Annotated in this window: 21 protein-coding genes and 1 tRNA gene; 5 read left to right on the forward strand and 17 right to left on the reverse strand. The window is 61.4% G+C overall.

The window, feature by feature from the left end:
* Positions 1–8 precede the first annotated feature (8 nt).
* The 5 genes from I6I71_RS07975 to I6I71_RS07995 all read right to left on the reverse strand — a co-directional run bounded on the left by I6I71_RS07975 (position 9) and on the right by I6I71_RS07995 (position 5,313).
* Positions 9–82 (reverse strand) — tRNA-Arg (locus tag I6I71_RS07975).
* A 299-nt stretch (positions 83–381) separates the two neighbouring features.
* Positions 382–987: a LutC/YkgG family protein gene (locus I6I71_RS07980; RefSeq protein ID WP_236587446.1), complete on the reverse strand. Its 606-nt coding sequence runs from the start codon at positions 985–987 to the stop codon at positions 382–384.
* Positions 988–1,071: 84 nt separating this feature from the next.
* A complete protein-coding gene (locus tag I6I71_RS07985; RefSeq protein ID WP_201820182.1) occupies positions 1,072–2,610 on the reverse strand; it encodes a LutB/LldF family L-lactate oxidation iron-sulfur protein in 1,539 nt (512 codons plus the stop codon).
* A complete protein-coding gene (locus tag I6I71_RS07990) occupies positions 2,607–3,392 on the reverse strand; it encodes a (Fe-S)-binding protein (RefSeq protein WP_052204711.1) in 786 nt (261 codons plus the stop codon). The genes I6I71_RS07985 and I6I71_RS07990 overlap by 4 nt, the downstream gene beginning before the upstream one ends.
* Before the next feature lie 244 nt (positions 3,393–3,636).
* Positions 3,637–5,313, reverse strand: a complete 1,677-nt coding sequence (locus I6I71_RS07995) for an L-lactate permease (protein ID WP_201820185.1) — start codon at positions 5,311–5,313, stop codon at positions 3,637–3,639.
* 129 nt (positions 5,314–5,442) lie between these two features.
* Between I6I71_RS07995 and argS the strand changes: the two genes are divergently transcribed.
* Entirely contained in the window at positions 5,443–7,098 is a 1,656-nt protein-coding gene (gene argS, locus I6I71_RS08000; RefSeq protein ID WP_201820188.1) for an arginine--tRNA ligase, read from the forward strand.
* Positions 7,099–7,161: 63 nt separating this feature from the next.
* Positions 7,162–8,517: a diaminopimelate decarboxylase gene (lysA, locus tag I6I71_RS08005; protein ID WP_236587447.1), complete on the forward strand. Its 1,356-nt coding sequence runs from the start codon at positions 7,162–7,164 to the stop codon at positions 8,515–8,517.
* Between the two features lie 22 nt (positions 8,518–8,539).
* On the opposite strand, the gene I6I71_RS08010 is transcribed toward lysA, so the two are convergent.
* On the reverse strand, positions 8,540–8,803 hold the full coding sequence (locus I6I71_RS08010) for a type II toxin-antitoxin system RelE family toxin (RefSeq protein WP_052204705.1): 264 nt from the start codon (positions 8,801–8,803) through the stop codon (positions 8,540–8,542).
* On the reverse strand, positions 8,796–9,050 hold the full coding sequence (locus I6I71_RS08015) for a type II toxin-antitoxin system Phd/YefM family antitoxin (RefSeq protein ID WP_052206383.1): 255 nt from the start codon (positions 9,048–9,050) through the stop codon (positions 8,796–8,798). The genes I6I71_RS08010 and I6I71_RS08015 overlap by 8 nt, the downstream gene beginning before the upstream one ends.
* Before the next feature lie 156 nt (positions 9,051–9,206).
* On the opposite strand from I6I71_RS08015, the gene I6I71_RS08020 reads away from it, so the two are divergent.
* Positions 9,207–10,550 (forward strand): homoserine dehydrogenase, encoded by a 1,344-nt coding sequence (locus I6I71_RS08020; protein ID WP_201820192.1) that lies wholly within the window; start codon positions 9,207–9,209, stop codon positions 10,548–10,550.
* A 19-nt stretch (positions 10,551–10,569) separates the two neighbouring features.
* Positions 10,570–11,493 (forward strand): homoserine kinase, encoded by a 924-nt coding sequence (thrB, locus tag I6I71_RS08025; RefSeq protein WP_201820194.1) that lies wholly within the window; start codon positions 10,570–10,572, stop codon positions 11,491–11,493.
* Here thrB and I6I71_RS08030 read toward each other — a convergent pair.
* From I6I71_RS08030 to I6I71_RS08040, 3 genes are read right to left on the reverse strand one after another with little or no spacing between them, the layout of a single operon-like run.
* On the reverse strand, positions 11,490–12,503 hold the full coding sequence (locus tag I6I71_RS08030) for a ThiF family adenylyltransferase (protein ID WP_201820199.1): 1,014 nt from the start codon (positions 12,501–12,503) through the stop codon (positions 11,490–11,492). The genes thrB and I6I71_RS08030 overlap by 4 nt on opposite strands.
* Complete coding sequence (locus I6I71_RS12225) at positions 12,496–13,413, reverse strand: molybdenum cofactor biosynthesis protein MoaE (RefSeq protein WP_201820202.1); 918 nt, start codon at positions 13,411–13,413, stop codon at positions 12,496–12,498. The genes I6I71_RS08030 and I6I71_RS12225 overlap by 8 nt, the downstream gene beginning before the upstream one ends.
* Before the next feature lie 26 nt (positions 13,414–13,439).
* A complete protein-coding gene (locus I6I71_RS08040) occupies positions 13,440–14,588 on the reverse strand; it encodes a molybdopterin molybdotransferase MoeA (RefSeq protein ID WP_201820205.1) in 1,149 nt (382 codons plus the stop codon).
* 18 nt (positions 14,589–14,606) lie between these two features.
* Between I6I71_RS08040 and I6I71_RS08045 the strand changes: the two genes are divergently transcribed.
* A complete protein-coding gene (locus tag I6I71_RS08045; protein WP_201820208.1) occupies positions 14,607–14,840 on the forward strand; it encodes a MoaD/ThiS family protein in 234 nt (77 codons plus the stop codon).
* Here I6I71_RS08045 and I6I71_RS08050 read toward each other — a convergent pair.
* Genes I6I71_RS08050 through I6I71_RS08080 form a run of 7 tightly spaced genes read right to left on the reverse strand, consistent with a single transcriptional unit; the run spans position 14,837 to position 22,394 of the window.
* Entirely contained in the window at positions 14,837–16,417 is a 1,581-nt protein-coding gene (locus I6I71_RS08050; protein WP_201820211.1) for an ABC transporter permease subunit, read from the reverse strand. The genes I6I71_RS08045 and I6I71_RS08050 overlap by 4 nt on opposite strands.
* Before the next feature lie 26 nt (positions 16,418–16,443).
* Entirely contained in the window at positions 16,444–17,187 is a 744-nt protein-coding gene (modA, locus tag I6I71_RS08055; RefSeq protein WP_201820214.1) for a molybdate ABC transporter substrate-binding protein, read from the reverse strand.
* Positions 17,188–17,210: 23 nt separating this feature from the next.
* Entirely contained in the window at positions 17,211–17,786 is a 576-nt protein-coding gene (gene mobA, locus I6I71_RS08060; RefSeq protein WP_343828359.1) for a molybdenum cofactor guanylyltransferase, read from the reverse strand.
* A gap of 5 nt (positions 17,787–17,791) precedes the next feature.
* Positions 17,792–18,268, reverse strand: coding sequence for a cyclic pyranopterin monophosphate synthase MoaC (gene moaC / locus I6I71_RS08065; protein WP_201820217.1), 477 nt, complete (start codon positions 18,266–18,268; stop codon positions 17,792–17,794).
* 11 nt (positions 18,269–18,279) lie between these two features.
* Positions 18,280–19,491, reverse strand: coding sequence for a molybdopterin molybdotransferase MoeA (locus I6I71_RS08070; RefSeq protein ID WP_201820220.1), 1,212 nt, complete (start codon positions 19,489–19,491; stop codon positions 18,280–18,282).
* Between the two features lie 3 nt (positions 19,492–19,494).
* Entirely contained in the window at positions 19,495–20,607 is a 1,113-nt protein-coding gene (gene moaA, locus I6I71_RS08075; protein ID WP_414017432.1) for a GTP 3',8-cyclase MoaA, read from the reverse strand.
* Positions 20,608–20,651: 44 nt separating this feature from the next.
* Positions 20,652–22,394, reverse strand: coding sequence for a long-chain fatty-acid--CoA ligase (locus I6I71_RS08080; RefSeq protein ID WP_201820225.1), 1,743 nt, complete (start codon positions 22,392–22,394; stop codon positions 20,652–20,654).
* Positions 22,395–22,447 lie beyond the last annotated feature (53 nt).

Raw genomic sequence — 22,447 nt, forward strand, 5'->3', positions numbered from 1 at the left:
GACAACAGTGTCCCCGACAGGATTCGAACCTGCGACCTTCGGTACCGGAAACCGATGCTCTAATCCACTGAGCTACGGAGACTTCGTCCCGAAATCCTAGCACCCAGTAGTGCGGGCCTGGAAATTGGGCCGCGCTGGGCCGCGTTGGGCCGCGTTGGGGCGCAACCGGGCAAGTCTGCGCCGGATTCAGGGTTTTGTGAGGAAATCGGTCAAGACTGCACAGGGCAACTTCACGGTCTTACATGCTTGGTCGCGCATAATCATTGTTGCGCGCGATGACAAGCGTGGCACGGGAAACAATGACAGCGAAACGGCCAGTCACTACCGCAAAAGGGAAGTGACTGGCCGTTTCGTGCGGGTGGGTAAAGGCCGTAAAAACCCTTACTTCACAATCATCACAACCAGGTCGCGCGGGCCGTGCACACCCTCAACACGCACAAGCTCAATGTCGGAGGTAGCAGAGCCACCCGAGAGCATTGTGTTGGGCTTGAGCGGATCTAAGCGCGCGATCATCTCCGGCACGCCGTAAACCACGGTTTCCGGGCGAACGATGCACACGTGGTGATCCGGCACCAGCGACAGGGAGCGGCGGCCGCAAACCTCGTTGGCCTCAAGCACGATCGTGCCGCTGATTGCTGCGGAGACGTGGGAGTCGGTCACGGCAACAACATCGCCGAGATCGCGGGGGTCGCTCGACGGGTCGTCGGCACGCACGGAGCCTGTGACCTCATCGAACAGCTTCGGGTCAAGCCCCGGGGCGTAGACCACCTTGTCCCAACCGCGATCAGCCAAGGCCTTGGCAATGTCCTTGCCCAAGTCAGCCTCGGTGGTTTCCACAACCGTGGCCTTGTAGTCCAGCAGGCGGTCAATCAGGATCTCGCGCAGTTCCTCGGTGCTCTTGTCCCAGGTGGTGTGGTAGTTGCGCGGAATGTCCACGTGCTTCGGGGTGTTCGCAAGCTGCTGTGCGTTGCGGATGCGGCTCAGCATCTCCTGCTTGGCATCTGCGTTGCGGCGTTCATCGTCACCAAACGAGCCGCCCGTAACAGCGTTGGACGTAGCTTTCGTAGTCATTTACTTCTCACCCTCCGGGTTGCCGTTTTTGGAAGGAATGCCTTCCTTGCGGGCGTTAGCCAAAAGCTCCTGTGCCTCGTCCGTCTCCCACCACTGGCGGAAGGACTTCTTCGGCGGTACTGCAACGTCGCGGTACTGCGTCCAGCCAGAGATCGGCGGCGGCATCGTGTCAATGGTGCCGTTAAAGCCACCAAGCACACGGCCGAGCGCTACCATGCGCACCGCGCGGTTCCACAGCGCAGGCTTGCCCCACAGCAAGCTGATCGCGCTAAACGCAGTCTGCTCCCAGCGCGTCGGCTCGTTCTTAGCCTTCTGGTAGCGCAGCTCCAGCAAAATGTCCGTGATCGGGATCTTTACTGGGCAGACCTCGTTGCAGCGTCCGCACAGAGAAGACGCGAACGGCAGCGAGCTGTTCGGATCCGAAGCAGAATCGATACCGGTCAGCTGCGGGGTCAAGATAGCACCGATCGGTCCGGGGTAGGTGGAACCGTAGGAGTGGCCACCAGCACGCTCGTACACCGGGCAGACATTCAGGCAGGCAGAGCAGCGGATGCACTTGAGTGCCTCGCGGCCGATCTCGTTGGACATTGCGGCGGTACGGCCGTTGTCCAGCAAAACGATGTGGAAGTTCTTCGGGCCGTCGCCCTCAGTCACGCCCGTCCACAGGGAGGTGTACGGGTTCATGCGCTCCGCGGTAGAGGAGCGCGGCAGAAGCTGCAAGAATACGCCTAGATCATCAAAGGACGGCAGCAGCTTCTCAATGCCCATCACAGAAATCAGCGTTTCCGGCATGGTCAGGCACATACGGCCGTTGCCCTCAGACTCCACGATGGACACCGTGCCGGTTTCAGCAATGCCAAAGTTCACGCCAGAAATGGCCACCTTGGCCTTCATGAACTGCTCACGCAGGTAGGAACGAGCGGCATCTGCAAGCTCAGACGGGTCACTGGTCAGCGTGTCATCCGTATTCGGCATCTTATTTACAAAGATGTCGCGGATCTCTGCGCGGTTGCGGTGAATTGCCGGCACCAGAATGTGCGAGGGGAAATCCTCACCCAGCTGCACAATCAGCTCAGCCAGGTCAGTCTCCTGCGCGAAGATGCCGCGCTTTTCCAGCTCTTCATTCAGCGCGATTTCTTGGGTGGCCATGGACTTGATCTTGACCACGTTCTTCTCGCCTGTTTGCTCAATCAGGCGAGCGATAATCTCATTGGCCTCCTTGGAGTCGCGTGCCCAGTGCACGTGACCACCGCGGGCGGTGACATTGCGCTCAAACTCTTCTAAGAGCTCCGGAAGACGCGCCATGACGTCTTTCTTCACCGCGGAGCCAGTGTCGCGCAGATCCTGCCAGTCATCCAGCTCATCTACGGCGTTTTGACGCTTCACACGAATGGTGGTGGTGGCGTAGTTCAGGTTGCGACGCTTAGTTACGTTGTCCAGCTCATGGTGCGCAGCCTTCTGGAACTTCTCGGTACCGCGCAGGTGGTTCGGGCCAACTGCATGCGGCGGCATCTGGGGTTTACCAAGTGCAACTTTCACAGCATTTTCTCCCTCGAGTAAGCAGCGGACGTCGGCGTCCACGGGTGCTCCTTGGTAGACGCCAGGATCTCAGCCATGTGCAACGCACGCACACCGGAGTGCTGACGGCTCATGGCACCAGCAATGTTCATCAAGCAGGAGGAGTCACCGGCAGTGACGTACTCGGCGTTGGTCTCCTTGATGTGGCGAACCTTGTCGCTGACCATCGCGGAGGAAACCTCAGACATCTTCACCGAGAAAGTACCGCCGAAGCCGCAGCATTCTTCCGAATTCGGCAGGTCTACAAGCTCCAGGCCCTCGACGTTGCGAAGCAGCTCCAGTGGACGCTCACCCACCTTCAGGAAGCGCAGGGAGTGGCAGGAGGAGTGGTAGGTCACGCGGTGCGGGAAGAACGCGCCCACATCGTAGGTGCCAGCCACGTCCACAATGAACTCGGACAGATCCAGGGTCTTCTTCGCGGTTTGCTTCGCGCCGTCTACAAGCGCCTTGCTTCCGAAGCGCTCGGCCAAGTGCACGTGCTGCTCACGCACAGCGCCGGTACACGAGCCGGAGGGGACAACCACGTAATCAATGGACGGGTCGGAGAAGGTGTCAACGTACGTCTCCACAATCGGCATTGCCTGTTCCTGGTAGCCGGTGTTGACGTGCATTTGACCGCAGCAGGTCTGAGTTTCGGGGAAGACCACTTCATAGCCCAGGCGTGAAAGCACAAGAGCGGAAGCCTTGTGAGCGTCGGGGAAGAGGGCATCACCGATACAAGTAGAAAACAGCGCTACTCGCATGTGAGCTCCTTGGTTTGGTTTTGCGGTTATTTAGGTGTTCAAAACGCTTGAAAACTTTGCAAACAAATGCGCACAAAGCGCGCGGCAAAGTAAGCGCAGTCGCACAGATACTATCTTAGCGCGTCTGGGCACACTTCTACAGCCGTGGCAGAAGATATACAGAAGATAAGCGAAAGCCCCATCCACCAAGAGGTGAATGGGGCCACATATCTGGGGCAACCGTTAGTTGGCCATTAGTTGACCGTTAGTTGACCACGGGCGCCAGGAAGGAAAGCACGTTCGTCTGCAGGAAGACGATCGTACAAATCGCGAGCAGGAACAGGAAGGACCAGCCGACAACCTTCTTGAAGATCTCGGACTCCTTGCCTTCCATGCTCACCGCGGTTGCGGCAATAGCCAGGGACTGCGGGGAGATCATCTTGCCCACAACACCACCGGTGGTGTTTGCAGCCAGCATCAGATCCGGGTTCAAACCGAGGTGGTTTGCAGCGGTGACCTGCAGGTTGGCAAACAGTGCGTTTGCGGAGGTGTCGGAGCCGGTCACGGCCACTCCCACCCAGCCGAGGATCGGGGCGAAGAACGCGAACGCCGGGCCGAGGTTGGCAAAGAACTCACCAATGGTCACGGTCTGGCCGGAGTAGTTCATCACGTACGCCAGTGCCAGCACCAGCACGATGGTCAGTGCAGACCAGCGCATCTTCCAGGCAGTGTCCACGAACTCCTTGCCCACCTGGCCCCAAGTAAGGGAGTAGCGGCCATTTTCATTGAACGCCATGTAGATGATGGCCACGATGATCGCGGAGATCACCATCAGGCTGCCTGGGTTATTGATGTAGGCAAAGGAGTAATCGCTGTTGACTTCTCCGCCAGCTGCGTTGAGCAGCTTGCCGTCTAGGCCCGGCCACGGGAAAGAGATGGTGAATTGCTTCAGCCAGGTCGGAATAGCGGTGCCCAGGTTGGCAAGGCCGAAAACAACCACAACTACGGCATACGGCAAAAGTGCCATGAAAACGCGGTTGGAGGTCAGTTCCTTTTCGTCAGCAGCGGTCAGCTCCGGAAGATCTAGGCGCTCACGTAGTGCATCAACGCCCTTCGGCTGCCAGAACCGCAGAAGGATGAAGGCAGCGCCCAGTGCAATGATGCACGCAACCACGTCCGTGAGCTGGTACGCAAAGTGGTTGGAGGTCCACCACTGTGCGATACCGAAGGAAAGGCCGATAACAAATGCGGCAGGGAGGGTTTCGCGGACGCCACGCCAGCCGTCGATAAGCAGGGCGATGATGAACGGAACGAAGAATGCCAGGAAGGGGGTTTGGTGGCCCACAATTGCAGCGATGTTCTCGGTCTGCTCAAGGGTACGGCCGCCGACGTTACCAGCGGTGGTGATGGGGATGGCCACGGCGCCGAACGCCACCGGTGCGGTGTTTGCAATCAACACAATGGTGGCGGCCTTCAGCGGCGGGATTCCAAGGGCCAGGATCATGGTCGCGGTAATTGCAACCGGAGCGCCGAAGCCAGCGAGCGCTTCAAGCAGACCACCGAAGCAGAAGGCGATGAGCATGGCCTGAATGCGCACGTCACCGTTGCCCATCTTGTCAAAGACCATGCGCAGGTCCTCAAAACGTCCGGACGCAACAGTGATTTGGTAGAACCAGATCGCCGTCAGAATCACAAAGACGATGGGGAAGAGGCCAAACAAGCCGCCGCGGAAGGCCGAAGAGATAGCCAAAGCGGTTGGCATGTTAAAGCCAAAGATGGCAACCAGGCCTGCAACGAGCAGGGCTACGGCGCCGGACGTGTGTGCACGGGCCTTGACGCCCAGCAGCATGATGAAGAAGGTCAGCAGTGGCAGAGTAGACACCAACGCCGATAGTCCGACGCTGCCGCCGACAGCGTCAGTGACAACCTGAAACTGGTTCATGTACGCGCTCCTCGGTGGGTGATATGGGGTGGAAAACAAAGTCGAAGAGAATTATCTCACCCTTTGTATTATTTAAGGGAATTCCCTAGTAACACGCCCTTGTGCCCGCGTGACGTAGACTGCTTTTTCATGACTCCAGCAGATCTTGCAGCTACCATTCGCCAGTTCACTATCGACGTGCTTGAGCAGCGCGGTTTGGATACATCCGCCGTGCCTGAGGTAGTGACGGTTGAGCGTCCCCGAAACCCAGAACACGGTGATTACGCCACGAACGTGGCACTGCAGGTGGCCAAGAAGGTTGGCTTAAACCCGCGTGAGCTGGGCCAGTTGCTTGTGGACGCATTGGGCAACCACCCCGCAATTTCCTCCGCCGAGATCGCCGGCCCGGGCTTTATCAACCTGCGTTTGGCCTCTGACGCGCAGGGGCAGCTCGTTGCTCAGATCCTGGAGGCGGGTACGGCCTTTGGTAACTCGGATCTGTACGCAGGCAAGAAAATCAACCTGGAATTTGTCTCCGCAAACCCAACGGGCCCAATTCACCTCGGGGGCACCCGTTGGGCTGCCGTGGGCGACTCGCTTGGCCGTGTTTTGGAAGCCGCCGGTGCAGAGGTCACGCGCGAGTACTACTTCAATGACCACGGTGGGCAGATTGATCGCTTTGCTCGCTCCCTGGTTGCTGCCGCGAAGAACGAACCAACCCCGGAAGACGGCTACGGCGGGGCCTACATCCAGGAGATCGCAGCCGCGATTATGACAAAGCAGCCGGAAGCCTTGAGCAGCTCTGATGCGCAGGTACAGGAACTGTTTCGCGCCGAGGGCGTAGAGATGATGTTTGCGCAGATCAAGGAGTCCTTGCACGAGTTCGGTGTGGACTTTGACGTGTACTTCCATGAGAACTCTCTGTTTGAATCCGGCGCGGTGGATCGCGCAATTCAGAAGCTGAAGGACAATGGCAATCTCTACGAATCTGAGGGCGCGTGGTGGCTGCGCTCCACAGACTTTGGTGATGACAAGGACCGTGTAGTGATCAAGTCTGACGGCAACGCCGCCTACATTGCTGGCGACATTGCTTATGTGGCGGACAAGTTTGACCGCGGCCACAACCTGGCTATCTACATGCTGGGTGCAGACCACCACGGCTACATTGCGCGTCTGCGCGCGGCAGCACAGGCACTGGGCTATGACCCAGAAGCAGTAGAGGTGCTGATCGGCCAACTGGTGAACCTGGTGCGCGACGGCCAGGCAGTCAAGATGTCCAAGCGCGCTGGCACCGTGATTACTCTGGATGACCTGGTTGACGCAATTGGGGTGGACGGTGCCCGCTACTCGCTGGTTCGCTCCTCTGTGGACTCCACCCTGGATATTGACCTGGATCTGTGGACCAAGGCATCTTCCGATAACCCGGTGTATTACGTCCAGTACGGCCACGCACGTCTGTGCTCCATTGACCGCCGTGCCCAGGAGGCTGGCCTCAGCACCGATGGGGAATTGGACTTGGGCCTGCTTGAGCATGAAAAGGAAGGCGACCTGATCCGCACACTCGGTGAGTTCCCGGCAGTGGTCAAGGCGGCCGCTGAGCTTCGTGAACCGCACCGCGTGGCCCGCTACGCCGAGGAACTGGCTAGTGCCTTCCACAAGTTCTACGACTCCTGCCACATCCTGCCCAAGGCAGATGAGCAGCCAGCGCCGATCCACGCCGCACGCCTTGCACTGGCCCAGGCCACCCGCCAGGTGCTGTCCAACGCACTTGCCATGCTGGGCGTGAGCGCGCCGGAGCGGATGTAAATGACTCACCCAAGAGAAGACGTCCCCGCAGCACAGCGTGCAACAGAGCCCAGGCGCACCCCACTGCAGGACTTGGAGGCCTTCAACGGGCTACCCGAACATGTTTGGCCGCGTAACGCGCGCCGGGACCATGACGACCGTGACGACCATGACGGTGTGGTCTCCATCGCCGGTGTGCCACTGACACAGATTGCTGAAGAGTACGGCACTCCTGTGATGGTGGTGGATGAGGATGACTTCCGTTCCCGTTGCCGTGATATGGCGACTGCGTTCAAGGCAGCCGAGAACGTGCATTACGCATCGAAGGCGTTTCTCACCCGCACGATTGCACGTTGGGTGGATGAAGAAGGTCTCTCGTTGGACGTGGCTAGTGAAAACGAGTTGCGCATTGCGCTTGCGGCGAATTTTCCACCGGATCGCATCACCGTGCACGGCAACAACAAATCCATCGCGTTTCTGCAGCTGTGCGTGGATTCCGGCGTAGGCCATGTGGTGATTGATTCCCACGAGGAGCTTGCGCTGCTTGAAAACGTTGCCGCCGCGGCAGGTGTGCGCCAGGACGTGTTCGTGCGCGTGAAACCGGGTGTGGACGCGCACACGCACGAGTTCATCGCCACCAGCCATGAGGACCAGAAGTTCGGCCTGTCACTGGCATCGGGCTCTGCCTACAAGGCTGCCTGTGACGCTATTGATTCCCCGCATCTTGACCTGACCGGCCTGCACGCGCATGTGGGCTCTCAGGTGTTTGACGCCGAGGGCTTCAAGCTGGCGGCGCAGCGCGTGCTAGGACTCTACGCCCAGATTTTCCGGGAGCGAAACGTGGCGTTGAGCTACCTGGATCTCGGCGGCGGATACGGCATTGCCTATACGGCTGATGAGGCACCGCTGGATGTGGCAGCGGTGGCCCGTGATCTGCTGCGTGAGGTGGACAATGTGGCAGAAGACTTAGGCATTGTGCCGCCGACGGTGGTGGTGGAGCCGGGACGCGCTATTGCTGGCCCCTCCACGGTCACGGTGTACTGCGCCGGCGTGGTCAAAGACGTAAGTACCAGCTACACCTCGACGCGTCGCTACATTTCCGTAGACGGTGGCATGAGTGACAACATTCGCCCGGCACTGTACGCCTCGCTTTACGACGCACGCCTGGTCAACCGTCTCGCCACCGGCAGCCCAACTGCAACACGTTTGGTGGGCAGCCACTGCGAGTCCGGCGACATTTTGATCAATGACGCCAACTGGCCAGACGATATTGTCCGCGGCGACCTCATTGCACTCGCGGCAACGGGGGCCTACTGCTATTCCATGGCGTCGAACTACAACGCCTTTGGCCGTCCGGCGGTTGTTTCAGTTCATGATGGCAAGGTCACGCCGATGCTGCGCCGCGAAACGGTCGAGGATTTGCTCGCCCGCGAGTACTAGCGGGGCTAGAGGCTCGGCCATCTTATTGGTAGATGCTGCGACGATGACCAGCTTTTAAAACAATGACAATGAGCTGGTCATCTTCCACCTTGTAGATGACGCGGTAGTCTCCAATGCGAATGCGCCGCTCCCCGTCACCGCCGGCCAGTTTGATTGATCCGGCTGGGCGAGGGTCTTCGGCCAGATTGCTGATTGCTTCGGTGATTCGCTTCGCCGTGGTGCGGTCTAGCTTTTTAATTGCTTTTGCTGCTGACCGTGCGTAAAGAATCCGATATTGCCTAGGCATTGGAATTGAATCCCAATTCCTCCATCAGATCCTCGTGACTAACCAAGTCATCCAAGTCGACTGACCTGGCTTCAGCTAGGTCCATTTTGTCCTCAAGAGCTTCCATAGCGCGATCGAACAGCTCAGGTGACACTAGAACCGCTCGACGAATCGCGCCTCGTGAAAGGATTTCAACGGGCTCGCGTTGTGCGGAAGCAATATAGAGGCTCTGGTTCGCGCGAAACTCTGAAAGCGTGGTCGAAGTCATGCCACGAATCATACAAGTTGTACAAGATGTATGCAATGGTCGATTCAGCTCCACTTTCAACCATCACGGAGTGAATCTGAATGCGCGCTCTACTAGACAAAGCGGTACACTGTGGCGTTATTGCCGACTCAACCGAGCCTTAAAGGAGCTATCCAAATGACATCCGCTGAAAGCAACGGTAACTACCCTGGCAAGGGTGCTGGCGCGCCGGTCGGCGTGGCCATCTTGGGTAAGGGCACCGTTGGTACTGAAGTGCTGCGCCTGCTTGGAGAATTCTCGAATAATCTGGAGCAGCGTATCGGCGGACCGATTGAGGTTCGTGGGGTGGCGGTGTCGAACGTCGAGAAGCATAAGGATGCTCCCGAGGTGCAGGGGCTGTTGCTTACAGACGACGCGCATTCGCTGGTTGAACGCGACGACGTCGATGTTGTTGTTGAGGTCATCGGCGGCATCGATTACCCGCGTGAACTGGTGCTTAAGGCGCTTCGTGCCGGCAAGTCCGTGGTGACGGCGAACAAAGCCCTGGTTGCTGCACACGGTTCTGAGCTGGCGGACGCGGCGAATGAAGCCGGCGTGGACTTGTACTACGAGGCCGCTGTGGCCGCGGCGATCCCGGTGGTGGGCATGCTGCGTCGTTCCCTGGCTGGTGACCAGGTGCAGCGCATCGCTGGCATTGTCAACGGCACGACCAACTTCATCCTGGATGCGATGGCAACCACTGGCGCAAGCTACGAGGATGCACTGGCAGAGGCCACCCGCTTGGGCTACGCCGAGGCTGACCCGACCGCGGACGTGGAGGGTCACGACGCTGCGTCCAAGGCCGCGATCTTGGCATCCATGGGCTTCCACACGCGCGTGACCTTTGATGATGTGTACTGCGAGGGCATTAGCTCGATTACCGCAGAGGACATCGCGGCGGCGAAGAAGGCCAACCAGACGATCAAGCTGCTGGCTATTTGTGAGCGTCTGTTTAATGAGGACGGCTCCACCCGTGCTGTGAACGCGCGCGTACACCCGACCTTGGTGCCGAATGACCACCCGCTGGCAAGCGTGGACCAGAGCTACAACGCAATCTTCGTTGAGGCTGAGGCCGCTGGCCGTCTGATGTTCTACGGCAACGGTGCAGGCGGCGCGCCGACGGCATCCGCTGTGCTGGGTGATCTGGTTGGTGCAGCCCGCAACAAGATCCACGGCGGCCGCGCCCCGGCGGAAAACCCGTACGCCAACTATGACGTGGTGGGCTTTGATGAGGTGGAGACTCGCTACCACGTGAACATGACGGTCAATGACCGCGTGGGCGTGTTGGCGGATCTGGCGCACCAGTTTGCGGATTCGGATGTGTCGCTTGCCGCCGTGCGCCAGGAGGAGTCTGGCGATGAGGCTCACCTGATTGTGGTCACGCACAAGGCGCGCGAGAAGGATCTGCGCGAGATTGTGGACCGTCTGGCCAAACACGAGGACGTGCGCTCGGTGAACTCCGTGCTGCGTCTGCACGACTAACGGGAAAGACTGGAAAGTTATGGCTATTGACCTGCAGATTGGCACCCGCGCACGTGTGACGGTTCCGGGCTCCTCGGCAAACCTGGGTCCGGGCTTTGACACCCTCGGCATTGCGGTGGGTATTTATGACACCGTTGAGGTTGAGGTCACCGCGTCGGGCCTGGAGATTGAGATCATCGGCGAGGGTGCGGAAGACCTGCCGCGCGATAGCTCCCACCTGGTGGTCAAGGCGATTCGTTTGGGTCTTGCGGCTTGTGACGCCAACGCGCCCGGCCTCAAGGTGATCTGCCACAACAACATCCCGCAGTCGCGTGGCTTGGGCTCTTCGGCCGCCGCCGCAGTGGCGGGTGTGGTTGCCGCGAACACGTTGGCTGGCTCGCCGTTGGATAATGACGCGCTGGTGCAGCTGTCCTCTGAGTTTGAGGGCCACCCGGATAACGCGGGTGCGTCCGTGCTCGGCGGGGCAGTGGTGTCCTGGACCGACATTCCGGTGGATGGTCGCTCCAAGCCCAGCTACCGTGCCGTGGGTATTCCGGTGGATCCGTCGATCAAGGCGGTAGCACTTGTGCCGGACTTCCATGCGTCCACAAACGCTGTGCGTGCCGTGCTGCCAAGCCACGTCACGCATACGGATGCGCGCTTCAACGTCTCGCGCACAGCGGTGATGACGGCGGCGTTGCAGCATAACCCGGAGCTTCTGTGGGAGGGCACCCGCGACCGTTTGCACCAGCCGTACCGCGCAGACGTGCTGCCGGTGACCGCGGAGTGGGTCAACCGACTGCGCAACCGTGGCTACGCTGCGTTTTTGTCCGGCGCGGGTCCGACCGCGATGGTGCTGACTACTTCGGATGTTGATCAAGCCCTGCTTGACGACGCTCGCGCGGCCAACCTCCGTGTCCTCGAACTCGAGGTTGCGGGCCCAGTTGTAGCGGAACTGCTTTAGAAGCGCTCCATCCCGCCGCGCAGGCTGGCCAACCCGGTCAGCCCGCGCGCCTCCAAGATGGCGACTGCCTCAGAGGAGCGCACGCCACTTGCGCAGACGATCACCCCGCCGTTTTCCAGCTCATCGGGGGTTTCGCCCTCCATAATCTGCCCGAGTGGCACGTTGATGGCGCCGGGCAGGTGGCCGGTGGTGAATTCTTCGGGCTCGCGTACGTCAATAATCGTCGCGCCTTCGGCGATGGATTCCACCTCAGCGGGCCCGCTCGGCGGGGTGCCGGTGCGCACCTGCTCGGTGACCTGGGGGTCTGGGGCAAGCGCAATGTACTCCCAGGTGCCGGCCAACATGTCGTAGTACCCAAGCTGACCAACCAGTGGATCCCCGAGACGCGTGACAATCTTGAGCGCCTCGGCAGCCATGGCGGAGCCAACCACACCCACCAACGGGCCAAGCACGCCCGCCTGCGCACACGAGGGCACCGATCCGGGTGGCGGCGGGGCAGGGAAGAGGTCCTCATACACCGGCCCGCGGCCTGCCCAGAACACGCTCATCTGCGCCTCAAAGCCCAAGATGGACCCCCACACGTGCGGGATACCAAGGCGCGCGCACGCGTGTGAGACCACGTGGCGGGTGGCAAAGTTGTCGGAGCCATCCAGCACCACATCGCAGCCTTCGAGCAGCGCAACAGCGTCTGCACCGTCGTTTGACCACGTCAGGCGCTGATTTACGGCATCTACCTGGGTATCAGGGTTAAGCGCTTTCAGGCGTGCGGCGGCGGATTCTACCTTTGGCACGCCTACCGTTTCTCCCGAGTGGACGATTTGGCGGTGGAGGTTGGTGGTGGAGGTGACGTCGGCGTCGATAAGCAGGATGCTCCCAACACCAGCCCCGGCAAGGTAAAGCAATGCTGGCGAGCCGAGCCCGCCGGCCCCGATCACGCCGATGCGGGCGCCGCGGATGCGGGCCTGCGCCTCGGTGCCGATGAGTGAGACCTGGCGGGCGTACCTATCCATCAATGCCAACCCAGTGCGTGGAGCCATCCGCCATCAGCTGCTCTTTCCAAATGGGCACCTCGGCCTTGACGCGGTCGGCGACCTCTTCGCAGGCGGCAAACGCATCGCCACGGTGTGCGGCGGCGGCAAGCACCACAAACGCCAGCTCACCAATCGGCACAGGACCCACGCGGTGCGCCGCATACAGACGCACCGGGTGCTTGGCGGCGACCTCTTCCACCACACGCGCAAGCTCCACCTCGGCGGTGGGATGGGACTCATAGGTCAGTGCGGCAACGCGCTCGCCGTGGTCGTGGTTGCGCACGATGCCCTCAAAACGCACCAGCGCACCCATGGCATCAGTGGTCACATCGCTCACATCAATAGCGGCCAAGGGCTCCGCGCTAATCGACGTCCCCACAACCACACCAGTCTGCTCCCAGACGTAATCCGGGTCCCTCGGGGCGGAGTGAACGGGGGAGATCAGCTCCACAATGTGCGGCAGCACCGGCTCAAGCACCGCGCAGCCGTCCTTGACCCCGCCGGGGGAACCCGGAAGCGTCATCACAAACGTGGAACCGGCCAAACCCGCAACCGCGCCGGAAAGGATTGCCGTCGGCGTGTTTTCCAAGCCCACGCGGAAAAACTCCTGGACAATCCCGGGCAGCTGCTTATCCAAAAGGGGGGTGATGGCGCTTACGGTAGCGTCGTCAAGCGAAAGCCCCGTGCCACCCGAGGTAAGCAACACCGCAGGCTGCTGGGCAAGCGCGCCGCGCACAGCGCCGGCGATCTCCGCATCCGGCACCACAAGCGCATCCGGGGTGTCAAAGCCCATGCGGCGCAAAAACTCCACCGCAACCGGGCCCGATTTGTCCTCGTATCTGCCCGCGGCGGCGCGGGTGGAGGCAACAATAACTCGTGCTGTGTTCATCGTGCAGCCCACCTTACAAGGGGAAATTACAAGGGGTAGACCATCACCAGCTCGCCTGCGCGAAGCGTGGCGGCAACTGGGATGCGGATCAGGCAATCGGCCTGGGATGCCTGGCTGAGCAGGTGCGAGCCCGGCCCGCCGATAGGGTGCGCTTGGCCGTCGATCATCCGCCCGCGCAGGAACTGCTCGCGGTTGTCCAGGCCTGTGGTGTCGGCCGCGAGTGGCACCCAAACCTGCGCCGGCGCGTGCCCAAACACGGGGGCGACGTACAGGCGGAAACTCACCAACGTTGAGATCGGATTGCCCGGCAGGCTCAGCACCGGCACCCTCGCAAAGGTACTCAGGCCCTGCGGGCCGCCCGGTTGCTGCGCGACGTGCCCGTACCAGCCATCTGTAAACACTTGGCGGATGACCTCAAACTTGCCGTGGCTAATCCCGCCAGAGGTGACAATCGCGTCGGGATTCAGGGTGTCCACGGCGTGGGTGACCGCGCGGGCAAGGTCATGTGGGTCATCGTTGGTGCGAAGCGTGCCTACAACATCAATGCCGTGAAGCTGCGCAAGCACGGTGAGCATCGGACCGTTGGAATCCGGAATGCTCGCAGTACCCGTGCCACCGATCTCTTTGCCGCCGGTGATGGTAAGAATGCGTGCACGCCTGCGTACCTGCACTTCGGCGATACCCTGGCCGATCAGCGCGCCGATGAGCGCCGGGGTGACCACCGCACCCGCAGGTGCCAGCAGGTCACCTGCGCGGATGTCAGAGCCGGCAAGGCGTACAAACTGGCCCGTCGGACAATCCGGCACGCTGACTTCGGCGCCTTCGTTGACAAACTCGCCAGGGGTGCAGGCCTCAACCGGCACGACCGCCGCGGTACCTGCGGGCAGTTTCGTCCCCGTCATCACCGGCGCAGCACAGTGGAGCCCTTGTGGGTAAAGCTCATCCGGATCCACGCCAGCCGGCACGGTCGGGCCGACGTGCCACGTGCCCGCGCCCGCCTGTGGCAGGGCGTAGCCGTCCATCTGGGAGTTATCAAAACTCGGCGCATCACACTTGGCCAGCACTTCCTGAGCCAGGAATCGCCCCGCCGCCTCAGTTACTGGGAAGGTTTCCGCGGGCAGTGTCGGCGCAAGCGCGCGCACGGCAGCGAGATGATCTTCGGGAGTTCGAGCCATGCCAGCTACTGTAGTGGCATGCGAATCCATTATTTTGCGGCTGCCCGCGCCGCCGTCGGGCTCGCCGAAGAAGACGTCGAGGCACTGCCGACACTGGAGCTTTTGCTTAGCGACGCCGCAGCGCGCCACCCAGACCTCCAACCCATCCTGGACCGCTGCACCTTTCTTATCGACGGCCAACGCGCCACCCCCGACACCCCCCTCGGAAGCGCCGAGCGTGTGGACGTATTGCCGCCCTTTGCCGGCGGTTAAGCGCTGAAGATGCGCACCTGGTCTGGCGCATCAAGCGGGTAGACAGCGATCGCTGCTGCGCCTGCTTCAAGGTCCGTGGCGGCAACGCCGTGAATGGTGCCGTGGATGGTGCCGGAAGCAGTGCGCACTTCAGCGGGGGCGCCTTCGCGTGCAGCACCTACCGCGGTGCCTTCGCGGCGTGCCTTACCCATTAAGTGCGCGGAGAACTCGGTGGTTGGAAGCGCAGCTTCGTCGGCCACAGACTGAAGGCCGCGCAGCTCACCGCGCTCCAGCACAGCAACCGAGTCGGCCAGATCGAAGATGTCGGCCGTGTCGTGCGTGATAATCACCGTGGTGCGGTCCTTGGACGCGGCACGCAACAGGGAGCGCCACTGGGCGGAGGTGGGGGCGTCGATGGCGGACAGTGGCTCGTCTAAAAGCAACATACCCGGTCGCGGGGCAAGGGTACGCACCAGCGCAACTTGGGCAGCCTGGCCGGTGGACAGCTCGGTGACTGGCACGTTGGCCAGCTCAGACAGGCCAGCCGCGTCGAGTAGCTCAGCAGCCTTGTCGGTGACCATGGCTACCGCGCCGAGCGCTGTGGTGGTGCGGGGCAACCCAGGGTTCTGGGTGAGCAGGACCGCGCCGGGTGCAACCAATGAGCGAACCAGCGTTGTCTTGCCAGCACCGTTGGGTCCAATGAGCGCAGTGGTTTTGCCGGTGGGGAAGCGCGAGGCTTCCTTCGGCTGGTCTGGCTTGGTCAACGTGGTCAGGCGCGCCTGATCAACTGGGCTTTGGGCACGGGGTTTCGGCTCCGCAGGTTTCTTGCGCAGCAGCTGTGGGAGTGCCGATAGCGCCAGCGACACAACCGCCAGGAAGATCAGGATGGCGGCCAGCCCGTAGGCCACGGACTGCTCCACCTCACGCGCCAGGTAGATACCCAGCGGCATGGTGCGGGTGACCCCTGGCATGGAGCCGGCGAAGGTCAGCGTTGTGCCGAACTCACCCAGTGAGCGTGCGAACGCTAGGCCCGCAGCCGTCGCAAGAGCAGGCGCGATGGCTGGCAGGGTAATGCGCCACAGGATTTTGCCGCGCGGAATCCCCACGGCGGCAGCTGATTCTGTGATGTTGCGATCAAGCTGGCGAAGCGCGGCATCGAGCGTGATCACCACAAACGGCAAGGCGATGTAGACGTGCGAGGCCACCACACCCGGAAAGGCGAAGGCGAACTGCCAGCCAAGCAGGTCCAGCAGCGGGGCGGCCACACCTCGGCGTCCAATGAACGCCGAGAGCGCAAGACCAGCAACAACCGGCGGCAGGGCCAGCGGCAACAGCACCAGGCCGCGGGCCAGGAACGCGCCGCGGCGCAGACGCTGCATCCACAGCGCGAGCGGAAGCCCAAGGCCTAGTGCAACAAGTGTGGCTATCACGGCGGAGGCCAACGTCACCTCAAGCAGCTGCCTCGTTTCGGCGGACGTGGCGATGGTGCCAAGATCGCCCCACGGCACGCGCAGACCAAGCGCAAGCACCGGAGCGAGGATCAGCGCAAGTGTGAGCCACGCCAAAACAACTACAACGGGGGAGAGTTTCTGCCGCACGGATTACGTCCTGCTCTAAGCCGGGATTAGTCCTGCACAGGCGTGAAACCGTGCTTGGTCCACATGTCCTTGGAGCTGATCAGCAGCGCCAGAAGGGCAGCGGCTGCCTCGGGGTTCTCGGTGTTGGTGGTTACTGCCGCGACGAGTGAGTTGTGGTGCTCATCGGCGTGTGGGATGTCAAAGGTCAATACGGCATCGCCTGCGGCTGCTGCGTCCGTGCGGTAGACAAACCCGGCGTCCGCCTCACCGGAGGTGACCTTGCCAAGTGTGTCCGTGACGTTGTGCTCCAACGACACCGGGGTGAAGTCCAGGTTGTTGGCAGCGATCAGCTTGCGGGAGACGGCACCGCACGGCACCTGCTCATCACAAATCACTACCTTGGCGTCCTCCAGATCCTCAACGCCTTGGATGTTGGCCGGGTTGTCCTTCGGCACCACCAGCACCATGGAGTTGGTGGCAACCATCTTCGGGTCCTCTACAACGCCGGCGGCAACCGCATCGTCCATGTTCTTCTGATCGGCGGTGATCAACAGATCGCCCGGCGCGCCTTCAACAAGCTGCTGCACCAGGTCGGAGGAGCCTGCGTTGATGTAGGTCAATTTGTTTGGGGAAAGCTCCTGCAGATCGTCGTTGATCACGCGGGTGGAGGCCGCGCCGAGAACGGTCAGGTCCGGGTTGTCGCCTGCGGCGGTGTCTGCGCTCTCAGAGGAGCAAGCGGCAAGAGCAACGGCAGCAGTAATGACAGAGATGCAGACAAGGGCACGGTTCATGGCACTAAAGCTAGCAGAGTTTTCTAGAGCTCAACCCGGCCTAGCTGGGCCAACTCCTCTGGCGTATCGTAGTCGCGCTCGGCGCCTTGGGTCTGATGCTTGACGACGCTTCCCGCCACCTTGTACAACGCCTTCGCCGGCACGTCGCGCGTGCCTACCTTTTCTATTGCTGCAAGCAGCGCTTGCTTGCGCCACACCGCGCATAGCGGCTGCATAAAGCCTTCTTCGTCCACTGCGACGGCGGCGGCAGTGTCCGGGGCGTTCTGGAGCGCCTCAACCAATGCCGGCAGTGCTTCCGGGGAGTGCGGGGCATCAACTGCTACAACGGCGACCAGATCAGCATCTGCAAGCGCCACACCAGCAGCAATGCCGGCCACTGGCCCGCCGAAGGGTGGGTCCTCGCACACGGTTGGGACGCCAGATGGCAGCCCCAGCTCGAAAGGGGAGACCACGATTGGGGTGGTGTCGGTGGGGAGGGCAGATAGCGCTGACAAGGTGGCGTCGATAAGCCTGATGCCCTCTACCCGCACTTGGGCCTTGTCTGTGCCCATGCGGGTGGAGCGACCACCGGCGAGGATGATGACTGAAAGCGCAGGCACGGTGATTATTGGGGGAGTTCGCGGGACCAGTCGCCGGAGCGGCCACCGGACTTGGCGGTAATGCCCATGCGGCGCACGTATGCGGAGCGGTCCACACCTTTGACCATGTCAACGATGGACAGCGCGGCCACAGAGACCGCCGTGAGCGCCTCCATCTCAACGCCGGTGCGGTCCGCGGTTCGCACCGTTGCCTGGATAAACACGTGGTCATCCATAAGTTCAAGCTCGACCGCACAGCCGTGTACGCCAATCGTGTGAGCAAGTGGCAACAGGTCAGGCACCTTTTTGGCAGCCGAAATGCCAGCCACGCGTGCGACTGCCAAGACATCACCTTTGGGCACCGTGCCATCGCGCAGTGCCTGCATGACCTCAGGCGAGCAGGCAACCTCGCCCTGTGCGGTTGCTTCGCGGACGGTGGGCTGCTTTGCCGTGACGTCAACCATGTAGGCCTCGCCGTTGGCGCTAAGGTGCGTGAACTTCATACCGGTGGAGTCTAGAGGGTGGTCAGCATGACGTGGACATGCTGCGGGGTTGTGTCACCCGGTGCGAGACGCGCAATACCGTCGATGCCGGTCAGCGAGGCAACCATGTGGGAGCCCACGTGTTGTGAAAACGCATGCGCAACTGGTTCGGCACCGCTGTAATCCAGACGCACCGGAATCAGGCGAGTGACCTTCGGGTGCGGCTGCGGGAAGCCTTCGGCGGTTATAGCGCGCACCTGCGGGCGTGGGCGTTGGATGCCGGCGAAAGCACGAATCAGCGGCACCAGGTACATGTGCGCGGAGACGAACGCAGCCACAGGATTGCCAGGCAGGCACACAAGCGGCGTACCGGCGCTTAAACCAACGCCCTGCGGGCCGCCGGGGCGTTGCGCGACATGGCCGAACCACATGGAGCCGTTGTGTTTAGCTACGTGACGCACCACATCAAACGCACCCGCACTCACCCCGCCAGCGGTGACCACAATGTCATGTGTTTTTGCGGCCTGGTTGAGGGTGCGCGCGAAGTCCTCTGCGCCATCACTGGCGTGCAGCTCGGTGACGTCGGCCGCACCGGCATCGCGGGCGATCTGGGCGAGCAGCGGCGCATTCGAGTTCGGAATCTGCGCGCCTGTGATCGGCTCAGGCCAGGAGACCAGCTCATCGCCTGTGGTGATGACGGCAACACGGGGAAGTGCGTAGACCTCAACCTCGCGCACGCCGGTAGACACCAGCGCGGCAAGCGTTGGGGCGTCAATCACCGTGCCGACGTCCGCCACCACGGCACCAACCGGCGTATCCGAGCCCGCACGGCGGATGTGGCCGCGCTTGGTGTCGGCCGCGTTGATGGTTACCTGCTTGGGCAGTTCCACAGGCCCGCGCTCAATGTTGGTCTGCTCGACTGGGATGACAATCAGGTCATCAATACCCGCCGGTATCGGCGCACCCGTCATGATTCGCACTACGTGGCCTTGTGGGCAGTCCACAGGATCGGCGCCTGCGGGGATATCACCCGCAACCGGCAGCGTCCACGGGCCGTCACCGTCCAAGTCGCTTGCCCGGACCGCGAAGCCATCCATCGCGGCATTCTCAAACGGCGGCACAGCAAACCGTGCTCGGGCGGGGGAGGCGAGGGCGTGGCCTGTGGCGTCGAGAAGCAACAAGCTCTGAGTACGCGGCGTGGCAAGCGCAAGGACTTCAGCCAAGTGTTCATCGATGGTGCGCATGGGTTAGCCTCCGATCTCGCTCATGAGACGCTCCGGCTGCAAAAAGCCAGGATCATCAATACCGTGGCCAGGCTTCTTCGCCCACATCGCCGCAGCCCACAGGTCAGCCAGTTCCGTGTCGGTGGCACCTTTACGCATGGCGTCGCGCAGCGAAATCTCATCCGCCTGCGCCGAAAACAGACACGAACGCACCGCACCATCCGTGGTTAGCCGCGTGCGATCACACGCGCCGCAAAACGGATGTGTCACCGAAGCGATAATGCCAATCTGGCCACTGCGCGTGCCATCCGTGACGTCCCACAGCGCAGCCGGGGCACTTCCGCGCGGCGTTGCTGCAGGGCGCAACGTAAACGATTCCCGCAGCTTATCCAGGATCTCCTCGGCCGTGACCATGTCACCGCGCTTCCAGTGCTCACGAGGGCCAAGCGGCATCTGCTCAATAAAGCGCAGCTGCAAGCCCTTATCCAGGGCAAAGGTGGCCAGATCCGTGATGGCGTTGTCATTCACGCCCGGCATGACCACCGCGTTGACCTTGACCGGGTGAAGACCTACTTCGAGCGCAGCATCAATGCCGGAAAACACATCCTGGATGCGATCGCGCCGGGTCAGCTCGGCATACAGCTCGGGGCTGGTGGTGTCCAGCGAGATGTTGATGCGGTCAAGGCCTGCCTCTTTCAGCGCGAGCGCACGTTTGTCCAAGCCCACCGCGTTGGTAGTCAGCGCCGTTGTGGGCGATGTGCCTTCGTCTGTGCGCATCGCCTTGGTTGCAGCCACGATCTTCTCAAGGGACTTGCGCAACAGTGGCTCTCCACCCGTAAAGCGAACCTGGCGAATCCCAAGATCCTCCACGGCGATGCGGATCAGGCGGATCGTCTCCTCATCCGTCAGCGCAAGCTCCGTGGGCATCCACTCCAAACCCTCTGCCGGCATGCAATAGGTACAGCGCAGGTTGCAGCGATCCGTGAGACTGACACGCAGGTCACGCGCCACGCGCCCAAACGTATCTACAAGCGTGCGTGGGCCTTCCTGCGGCGGCGGCAACTGGGCAGGTGTCGGCGCGACCGGGGAAGGTCTGCGAGCCGGCACCGGCGTTGGTAAAGAAACAGGACGAGCCATAGTTCGACCCATGATAGGCATCTGCGCCACAAGACCCGAAGTTTCTAGCGGTCGGAGCTTGCGGAATCTGCCTTACGGTTACCAGGTCCCGGAAGCGCAATGACCTCAAACTCACCGCGTTTGAGGTGCTTGCGCAGGTCCTTCTTGTCAAACTTGCCCACAGACGTCTTGTCAATGGAGCGCACAAACGTCCAATACTCCGGCGCCATCCAACGCGGCAACACATCAGCCAGCCCGTCGCGGAGCCTAGCTGCGGTCTCTGCATTGGGTTCGACCTGCGGGTGAACAACCGTTACAGCAAGGGGGCGTTCGCCCCACTTCTTATCCGGGATCCCAATTACCGCGCACTCGATGACCTCCTCGGACTCCATGATCAGGTTTTCCACCTGGGCGGAGTAGATCCACTCACCGCCTGAACGAATCACGTCACGCGCGCGGTCGTACAACGTCATAAACCCGTCATAGGTCACCGTGCCAACGTCACCAGTGCGCAACCAGCCGTCCGCAGTAAAGTGCTCCCGCTCATCCGTGACCGTCTCGCCGCGGAACTCAGAGGCCATCTTGCCGTTCTCTTGCGTAGGCGAGTGGTAGTAACTTGCCGCAACAAGGTTGCCGCGCACCTGGATCTCACCCTGGGTCAAGTCGTTGGAGGCCATCACCATGCCGTCATTGACTACTCGGTACTCCAGCCAGGGAGCGAACCTGCCCTGGGAAACGCGATACGCCCAACGGGCCTCACCAGCAGCGCCCGAAGGCGGGCGCGCCACCGTACCCACAGTGGACGTCTCCGTCATGCCCCACACATGCACGATGTCAACGCCATAGCGTTCCTCCCACACCTTGATCAACCCCGGCGGGGCAGGGGAACCGCCAACGTAGATCTCCTGCAGACTCATACGCTCCGGCGGATTGTTCAAGTAGTGCACCATCAGCTGAATCCACAACGTAGGCACACCATGCGCAACACGCGGGTGCGCAGACGCAATCAACGCGGCCAGCGTGGGGGCAGAAACATCTGAATCCGGCAGCACCAACGGTGTTCCCGCCAAAAATGCCGCAAGCGGAACACCCCACGACAACACGTGATAAATCGGGATACAGCACAAGAAGGACTCACCATGCGTCACCGCCAACGAGTCCGTAGCACGCAAACTCATCGCCTCAAGCCACAGCGAACGATGCGAATACGCCACGCCCTTCGGCGCACCAGTCGTTGCAGTCGAATACACCAACGCAGCAGCGGTGTTTTCCGGCAGGGAAGGCCAGGGAAAGAGCGTCGACCGACCGTCCAAAAGCATCTCATAGCTCCGAACATCAACCCCCTGCGGCAAAAGATCAGCCAGCGGCGCGACAGGAGACGTGCCAATAAACGCAACAGTTTGCACCAAAGGACACATCTCAAGCAGCCGGCCAAGCTTGCCCGCCAAACGCGGATCCGCCACAATCACCTGCGCCTCAGAGTGATTCACAATGTAGGCAATCTGATCCTCCATCAGCTGCACATTCAACGGCGTGAACACAGCGCCTTTCGACGCCACAGCGAACATCACCTCAAGATGCTCCGCACAGTTGTACATCAGGGTGGCAACACGCTGATCACCATCAATGCCCAACTCATCATGCAACGCATTCGCAAACGCACCCGCACGCGCCGCAATCGCAGAAAACGTAGTCTCCTCGGGCTGATTCTCACGCCACGTGGTGCACTTGGTGGACCCATGCACCGAACTCCCGAACTCCAAAATACGGGCGACGGAGAACGGCACCTCCTGCATCGTAGAAAGCATGCTGCCAACTCTAGCGTGACGCGCCCACAGGCCCGGAATATGGATTTACATCC

Origin of the sequence: Corynebacterium riegelii (genome assembly GCF_016728505.1) — a bacterium.
GTDB classification, from domain to species: Bacteria; Actinomycetota; Actinomycetes; order Mycobacteriales; family Mycobacteriaceae; genus Corynebacterium; species Corynebacterium riegelii.

Excerpts from the sequence above, each read along its gene's own strand:
- I6I71_RS07980 (WP_236587446.1), bottom strand. The coding sequence starts at position 987 with ATGCTGAGCCGCATCCGCAACGCACAGCAGCTTGCGAACACCCCGAAG.
- I6I71_RS07990 (WP_052204711.1), bottom strand. The coding sequence starts at position 3,392 with ATGCGAGTAGCGCTGTTTTCTACTTGTATCGGTGATGCCCTCTTCCCC.
- I6I71_RS07995 (WP_201820185.1), bottom strand. The coding sequence starts at position 5,313 with ATGAACCAGTTTCAGGTTGTCACTGACGCTGTCGGCGGCAGCGTCGGA.
- argS (WP_201820188.1), top strand. The coding sequence starts at position 5,443 with ATGACTCCAGCAGATCTTGCAGCTACCATTCGCCAGTTCACTATCGAC.
- I6I71_RS08010 (WP_052204705.1), bottom strand. The coding sequence starts at position 8,803 with ATGCCTAGGCAATATCGGATTCTTTACGCACGGTCAGCAGCAAAAGCA.
- I6I71_RS08015 (WP_052206383.1), bottom strand. The coding sequence starts at position 9,050 with ATGACTTCGACCACGCTTTCAGAGTTTCGCGCGAACCAGAGCCTCTAT.
- I6I71_RS08020 (WP_201820192.1), top strand. The coding sequence starts at position 9,207 with ATGACATCCGCTGAAAGCAACGGTAACTACCCTGGCAAGGGTGCTGGC.
- thrB (WP_201820194.1), top strand. The coding sequence starts at position 10,570 with ATGGCTATTGACCTGCAGATTGGCACCCGCGCACGTGTGACGGTTCCG.
- I6I71_RS08030 (WP_201820199.1), bottom strand. The coding sequence starts at position 12,503 with ATGGATAGGTACGCCCGCCAGGTCTCACTCATCGGCACCGAGGCGCAG.
- I6I71_RS12225 (WP_201820202.1), bottom strand. The coding sequence starts at position 13,413 with ATGAACACAGCACGAGTTATTGTTGCCTCCACCCGCGCCGCCGCGGGC.
- I6I71_RS08040 (WP_201820205.1), bottom strand. The coding sequence starts at position 14,588 with ATGGCTCGAACTCCCGAAGATCATCTCGCTGCCGTGCGCGCGCTTGCG.
- I6I71_RS08045 (WP_201820208.1), top strand. The coding sequence starts at position 14,607 with ATGCGAATCCATTATTTTGCGGCTGCCCGCGCCGCCGTCGGGCTCGCC.
- modA (WP_201820214.1), bottom strand. The coding sequence starts at position 17,187 with ATGAACCGTGCCCTTGTCTGCATCTCTGTCATTACTGCTGCCGTTGCT.
- moaC (WP_201820217.1), bottom strand. The coding sequence starts at position 18,268 with ATGAAGTTCACGCACCTTAGCGCCAACGGCGAGGCCTACATGGTTGAC.
- I6I71_RS08070 (WP_201820220.1), bottom strand. The coding sequence starts at position 19,491 with ATGCGCACCATCGATGAACACTTGGCTGAAGTCCTTGCGCTTGCCACG.
- moaA (WP_414017432.1), bottom strand. The coding sequence starts at position 20,607 with ATGGCTCGTCCTGTTTCTTTACCAACGCCGGTGCCGGCTCGCAGACCT.
- I6I71_RS08080 (WP_201820225.1), bottom strand. The coding sequence starts at position 22,394 with ATGCTTTCTACGATGCAGGAGGTGCCGTTCTCCGTCGCCCGTATTTTG.